The following is a 5633-nucleotide window of genomic DNA, read 5'->3' as shown; positions in this document are numbered from 1 at the left end:
CCCGGTGGGCGGAGCACCCCCCGCCGGGCCAGCCGGCCGGAGGCCACCACCTCGCGGACGGTGGCCGGTACGCCGCCGCCGGCGCCCAGGCGCTGCGGGACGTACCCGATGCGGGCCCACTGCCGGAAGCGCCGCAGCGGCCGGTCGAAGAGGGTGACCGAGCCGGCGCTGAGCGGCACCAGCCCGAGTACGGCGCGGATCAGGGTGGACTTGCCGGAGCCGTTGGCGCCGAGCACCGCGACGACCTCGCCGGCGGTCACGGTGAGCGAGATGTCGCGGAGCACGGGGCGGCCGTCGTAGCCGACCACCCCGTGCTCGACGGTGATGACAGGTGCGGTCACGAGCAGCTCAAGGCCGTCTTCAGGGTCTGCAGGTTGGTACGCATCACCGAAAGGTAGTCCCCGTCGCTGCCGGCGGCGAGCCCTTCGATCGGGTCCAGCACGGCGGTCTTCGCGCCGACCTGGCCGGCGATGGTCTCGGCGACCTTCGGGCTGACCAGGGTCTCGAAGAAGATCGTGGTGGCCTGGTGCTCCTTCGCCTCCTCGATCACGTGCGCGAGCCGCTGCGGCGAGGGCTCGACGTCCGGGCTCAGCCCGGTGATGCCGACCTGGTCGAGCTGGTACCTGTCGGCGAGGTAACCGAACGCGGCGTGACTCGTCACGATCTCCCGCCGCTGGCAGGTCGCCAGACCGGTCTTGAACTCGCCGTCCAGGGCCGTCAGGTCGGCGCGTAGGGCCGCGGCGCGGGTGGTGTAGTCGGCCGCGTGGTCCGGGTCGGCAGCGCCGAGCCGCTGGGCGAGCTGGTCGCCGATGCCGGCCAGCCGGGTCGGGTCGAGCCAGACGTGCGGGTCCTTGCCGCCGCCCTCCTCGGCGTGCCCCTCCTCCTCGCCCTCGTGGTTGTGCCCGCCGGCGGAGGCATCCAGCAGCGGCTGCACGCTCGTCACGTCGAAGGCTCGGTCGCCGCCGTTCTGCGCGACGGCGTCGTCCACCGCAGGCTGGAAACCCTTGAGGTAGACGATCAGCTCCGCGTCGCTGACCTGGCCGACCTGGCTCGGGTTGAGCTCCAGGTCGTGCGGCTCGGCACCGGGCTTGGCCAGGTTGGTCACCCGGACCGCGTCTCCGCCGATCCGCTCGGAGAGGAACTGGAGGGGGTAGAACGCGGCCACCACGTCGACTTTCTTCGGGTCGGCGCCGGCGGAGTCGCCGGTGGAGCAGCTGGCCCCGGCGCCCAGGGCGAGCAGGGCGGTCGCGGCGGCCAGGACACGGTACGGGGCGCGGTTGTTCATGTCATCAACTGTCCGTGGCAACGATAATGATTGTCAAAAACGCATGAACGCATGATTGCATGTCAGAGCAGCTTCGCGAGGCCCACAGTCACGAGCAGGGTCAACATCAGCAGCCGAATCAGGCGGGTCTGCGGCGCCTGAACCGCCCAGGTCGTCGCCAACAGGGCGATCAGACCCGCGGCGAGCGCCAACGTCAGCAGCCCGCCGATCACCCCGGGCGTGAAGAACGCCACCAGCACCACCACCAGGGTGAGCAGGAACACCGACGTCGGGTTCGCCCCGGCCAACCGGGCGAGCAGAGGGCGCTGCGTACGCTGCATCCCACAGACTCTACGAGGAGGGACCACCGTTGCTGGTGACCAACCGGTTCGTGGTCGACGTCGATGTCGCCGACGACTTCACCGAACGGGCGCACGCCGCCCTCACCGCCCTGGCCGCCCGCCCCGGCTACCTGCGCGGTCAACTGGTCCGGGCGCTCGACGATCCCCGGTACTGGTCGCTGGTCACCGAATGGGAGTCCGTCGGCACCTATCGGCGGGCGCTCGGCGCCTTCGAGGTCAAGGTCAGCGCCGTGCCGCTGCTCGCCGAGTCGGTCGACGAGCCCTCCGCGTACGAGGCGCTGGCCATCGCGGCGCCCGGAGGAGCGGTGGTCGTTGCCGAGAGTGATCGGGCTGCGGGTCCTTACCGCTGAGCCGGCGGACACTACGCTGCTCCTATGACCGCACCCGCCCCGCCACCCGGACCCGGGGTGGCTCCGCCGTTCGCCGCGCCGCCCACCGAGGGCCGCCGCACCCGGCTCTGGCTCGGCCTCGGCGTCGGCGCGCTCGCCGTGGTGCTCTGCTGTGGCGGGGGCGGCACCGCCGTCGTCGGCCTGGCCGTCAGCGGCGTGCAGGCGATTCGGGAGCAGGCCCGCACCGTGACCGGCGACTACTACCAGGCGCTTGTCGAACGGAACTACGGGCGGGCGTACGACCAGCTCTGCGACGACGCGCAGCGGCGTGAGTCCCGGCCCGAGTTCGAACGGCGTGCTGCCGCCGAACCACAGGTCGCGGCGTTCCGGGTCGGCGAGGTGGACACCACCAACCTGACCGTTCCGGTCGACGTGACGCTCGCCGGCGGCGACCGGGAGCAGCAGCAGGTCAGCCTCGGTCAGGACGGGCAGACCGGAGGCGTGGAGGTCTGCGGGGTCAGCTGACCCGTCCCCGGTATTCTGCTGGGCTCAGGGCCCCGGTGGTCGTACCGTGGTCCCGAACTGACCGTTCCATCCACATCTCGCCCCCGCCGACCGCCAGCCGGCGTAGGAGGAAACATGCCAGCCGACCGTATCGACGCCGTCGTCAGCCTCGCCAAGCGCCGAGGCTTCGTCTTCCCCTCCAGCGAGATCTACGGGGGCACCCGATCGGCGTGGGACTACGGTCCGCTCGGCGTGGAGCTCAAGGAGAACGTCCGCCGGCAGTGGTGGAAGACCATGGTCCAGCAGCGCGACGACGTCGTCGGCCTCGACTCCGCCGTCATCCTGGCCCGCAAGGTGTGGGAGGCGTCCGGCCACATCGCCGAGTTCGTCGACCCGCTCACCGAGTGCCAGTTCTGCCACAAGCGTTTCCGGGCGGACCACCTGGAGGAGGCGTACGCCGAGAAGCACGGCAAGCCGCTGACCTCGCTGTCCGAGCTGAACTGCCCCAACTGTGGCAACAAGGGCACCTTCACCGAGCCGAAGATGTTCAACGGCCTGATGAAGACCTACCTGGGCCCGGTGGAGAGCGACGAGGGTCTGCACTACCTGCGCCCGGAGACCGCGCAGGGCATCTTCGTCAACTACAAGAACGTCGAGACGGTCGCCCGCAAGAAGCCCCCGTTCGGCATCGCGCAGACCGGTAAGTCGTTCCGCAACGAGATCACCCCGGGCAACTTCATCTTCCGTACGCGGGAGTTCGAGCAGATGGAGATGGAGTTCTTCGTCGAGCCGGGCACCGACGAGCAGTGGCACGAGTACTGGCTCCAGGAGCGCTGGAACTGGTACCTCGACCTCGGTCTGTCGGCGGACAATCTGCGCCTCTTCGAGCACCCCAAGGAGAAGCTCTCGCACTACTCGAAGCGGACGGTGGACATCGAGTACCGCTTCCAGTTCGGCGGCACCGAGTTCGCCGAGCTGGAGGGCATCGCCAACCGCACCGACTTCGACCTCTCCACGCACAGCAAGCACTCCGGCGTCGACCTGTCGTACTTCGACCAGACCAAGAGTGAGCGCTGGATGCCGTACGTCATCGAGCCGGCCGCGGGTCTGACCCGCGCCGTGCTGGCCTTCCTGTTGGAGGCGTACGACGAGGACGAGGCGCCGAACACCAAGGGCGGCGTGGACAAGCGCACCGTGATGCGGTTCGACCCGCGGCTCGCCCCGGTCAAGGTGGCGGTGCTGCCACTGTCCCGCAACGAGGCGCTGTCGCCGAAGGCCAAGGACCTCGCGACGCTGCTGCGCAAGCGCTGGGTGGTGGAGTTCGACGACTCGCAGGCGATCGGCCGCCGCTACCGCAGGCAGGACGAGATCGGCACCCCGTTCTGCGTGACCGTCGACTTCGACACGCTGGACGACAACGCCGTGACGGTGCGCAACCGGGACACCATGGCCCAGGAGCGCGTCTCCCTGGACCAGGTCGAGCGTTACCTGATCGAGCGCCTTCCGGGCTGCTGAGACGCTGCGCACGGGGCCTCGGCCGACGCGATGAGCGCCGGTCGGGGCCCCGTACACTTGTGCGGTGACTGCCTCGACCATGCCCGTGCTGCGGCCGTTGACTCTCGGGCCGTACCAGGTGTGGCCGCCGGTGGTGCTCGCCCCGATGGCCGGGATCACCAACGTCGGGTTCCGCCGGCTCTGCCGGGAGCAGGGCGGCGGCATCTACGTCTGCGAGATGATCACCACGCGTGCGCTGGTCGAGCGCAACCCGAAGACGCTGCGCATGATCGCTTTCGGCGACGACGAGAAGCCGCGCAGCCTCCAGCTCTACGGCACCGACCCGGAGATCACCGCAGCCGCCGTCCGGATCGTGGTCGAGCGCAACCTGGCCGATCACATCGACCTCAACTTCGGCTGCCCGGTCCCGAAGGTCACCCGGCGCGGCGGCGGTGCGGCGTTGCCGTGGCGGCGTCGGCTCTTCGCCCGACTGGTGCGGGCCGCTGTGGATGCCGCGGCACCGTCCGGCGTGCCGGTCACGGTCAAGATGCGCAAGGGCATCGACGACGACCACCTGACGTACGTCGAAGCGGGGCTCGCCGCCCAGGAGGCTGGCGTGGCCGCGGTGGCCCTGCACGGGCGGACCGCGTCGCAGCGCTACTCGGGCACCGCCGACTGGGACGCGATCGCCACCCTGAAGCAGGCCCTCGACGTGCCGGTGCTCGGCAACGGTGACATCTGGGAGGCCGACGACGCGCTGCGGATGGTCGCGCACACCGGCGTGGACGGCGTGGTCGTCGGTCGCGGCTGCCTGGGTCGGCCCTGGCTCTTCGCCGACCTGGAGGCCGCCTTCAACGGCCGGCCGGAACGGCGACTGCCCACCCTCGGCGAGGTGGCGGCGACCATGCGCCGGCACGCGGAGTTGCTGGTGGACCAGTTCGTGGCCGGTGCCCGCAACCCGGCCAGAGGCGAACGCGACGGCTGCACCGACTTCCGCAAGCACGTCGCCTGGTACCTCAAGGGTTTCCCGGTCGGCGGCGAACTCCGGCGCTCACTGGCGATGATCGAGAGCCTGGCCCAGCTCGACGACCTGCTCGGCAAGCTCGACCCGACGGAGCCGTTCCCGGTGACCGCCCTGGGCCAGCCGCGCGGGCGTACCAACTCGCCGGGCAAGGTCGCCCTGCCGGACGGTTGGCTGGCCAGCCGGGACGACGACACCGTCCCCGAGGGCGCCGAGATGGACGACTCCGGCGGCTGAGCCCCGGGCCCTCGTGGGGGTCGCCGCCGTCGGCCTCTTTCGCAGCGTGCCGACCCGGTTCCGGTCGGAAGCAGGAGTCGGATGTACGGGTGCGGCACGCTATCGAGCTGATGTCGTAAACGAGTCATGACCTCAGCTCGGAGTGCGCCGCCCGCCGCTGCCTCCGCCCGCCGCTGCCTCCGCCCGCCGCTGCCTCCGTGCGGCGCTGCCTCCGTGCGGCGCCACCACCGCGATGCCCCGCGGATGCCGTTGCGACGCTGATTCGTCTACGACATCAGCTCCAAAGGACCCGTGACACAACCAGCGGACCCGCGCTGGTTGCTCGTCGCCGAGATCCGCGCAACATCGGGGAGGTTGGTGTTTCCTGCGTGTTGGAGGCAGCACCATCGCCGATGTCGTGAGGATCTTGGGCGCGGGGCGCG

Annotated in this window: 7 protein-coding genes; 4 read left to right on the top strand and 3 right to left on the bottom strand. The window is 70.5% G+C overall.

Features of this window, described 5'->3' with window-relative positions:
* The 3 genes from ACWCO3_RS30530 to ACWCO3_RS30520 all read right to left on the bottom strand — a co-directional run.
* The coding region (locus ACWCO3_RS30530) for an ATP-binding cassette domain-containing protein (RefSeq protein ID WP_450013330.1) at positions 1–341 on the bottom strand (341 nt) is incomplete at its 3' end.
* Positions 338–1285 carry a metal ABC transporter substrate-binding protein gene (locus ACWCO3_RS30525; protein ID WP_450013328.1) on the bottom strand — a complete coding sequence of 316 codons (948 nt, stop codon included), beginning with the start codon at positions 1283–1285 and terminating at the stop codon, positions 338–340. The genes ACWCO3_RS30530 and ACWCO3_RS30525, both read right to left, overlap by 4 nt.
* Before the next feature lie 62 nt (positions 1286–1347).
* Positions 1348–1605, bottom strand: coding sequence for a hypothetical protein (locus tag ACWCO3_RS30520; RefSeq protein WP_269682802.1), 258 nt, complete (start codon positions 1603–1605; stop codon positions 1348–1350).
* A gap of 29 nt (positions 1606–1634) precedes the next feature.
* Here ACWCO3_RS30520 and ACWCO3_RS30515 point away from each other — a divergent pair, with 29 nt between their 5' ends.
* The 4 genes from ACWCO3_RS30515 (at position 1635) to dusB (ending at position 5211) form a co-directional block, all read left to right on the top strand.
* Positions 1635–1976 (top strand): antibiotic biosynthesis monooxygenase, encoded by a 342-nt coding sequence (locus ACWCO3_RS30515; protein ID WP_145779439.1) that lies wholly within the window; start codon positions 1635–1637, stop codon positions 1974–1976.
* Positions 1977–2000: 24 nt separating this feature from the next.
* Positions 2001–2480 carry a hypothetical protein gene (locus tag ACWCO3_RS30510; protein ID WP_145779440.1) on the top strand — a complete coding sequence of 160 codons (480 nt, stop codon included), beginning with the start codon at positions 2001–2003 and terminating at the stop codon, positions 2478–2480.
* A 114-nt stretch (positions 2481–2594) separates the two neighbouring features.
* A complete protein-coding gene (locus ACWCO3_RS30505) occupies positions 2595–3974 on the top strand; it encodes a glycine--tRNA ligase (RefSeq protein ID WP_145779441.1) in 1380 nt (459 codons plus the stop codon).
* Positions 3975–4053: 79 nt separating this feature from the next.
* Entirely contained in the window at positions 4054–5211 is a 1158-nt protein-coding gene (gene dusB / locus ACWCO3_RS30500) for a tRNA dihydrouridine synthase DusB (protein ID WP_145785489.1), read from the top strand.
* Positions 5212–5633 lie beyond the last annotated feature (422 nt).

This window comes from Micromonospora sp. NPDC002411 (genome assembly GCF_053592955.1).
The sequence above is the reverse complement of the archived record's forward strand: the minus strand, read 5'-3'. Positions and strand labels throughout refer to the sequence as shown.

What these genes read in the sequence shown, in the direction of transcription:
- ACWCO3_RS30525 (WP_450013328.1), bottom strand. Translation starts at nt 1,285, where the DNA reads ATGAACAACCGCGCCCCGTACCGTGTCCTGGCCGCCGCGACCGCCCTG.
- ACWCO3_RS30520 (WP_269682802.1), bottom strand. Translation starts at nt 1,605, where the DNA reads ATGCAGCGTACGCAGCGCCCTCTGCTCGCCCGGTTGGCCGGGGCGAAC.
- ACWCO3_RS30510 (WP_145779440.1), top strand. Translation starts at nt 2,001, where the DNA reads ATGACCGCACCCGCCCCGCCACCCGGACCCGGGGTGGCTCCGCCGTTC.
- ACWCO3_RS30505 (WP_145779441.1), top strand. Translation starts at nt 2,595, where the DNA reads ATGCCAGCCGACCGTATCGACGCCGTCGTCAGCCTCGCCAAGCGCCGA.
- dusB (WP_145785489.1), top strand. Translation starts at nt 4,054, where the DNA reads ATGCCCGTGCTGCGGCCGTTGACTCTCGGGCCGTACCAGGTGTGGCCG.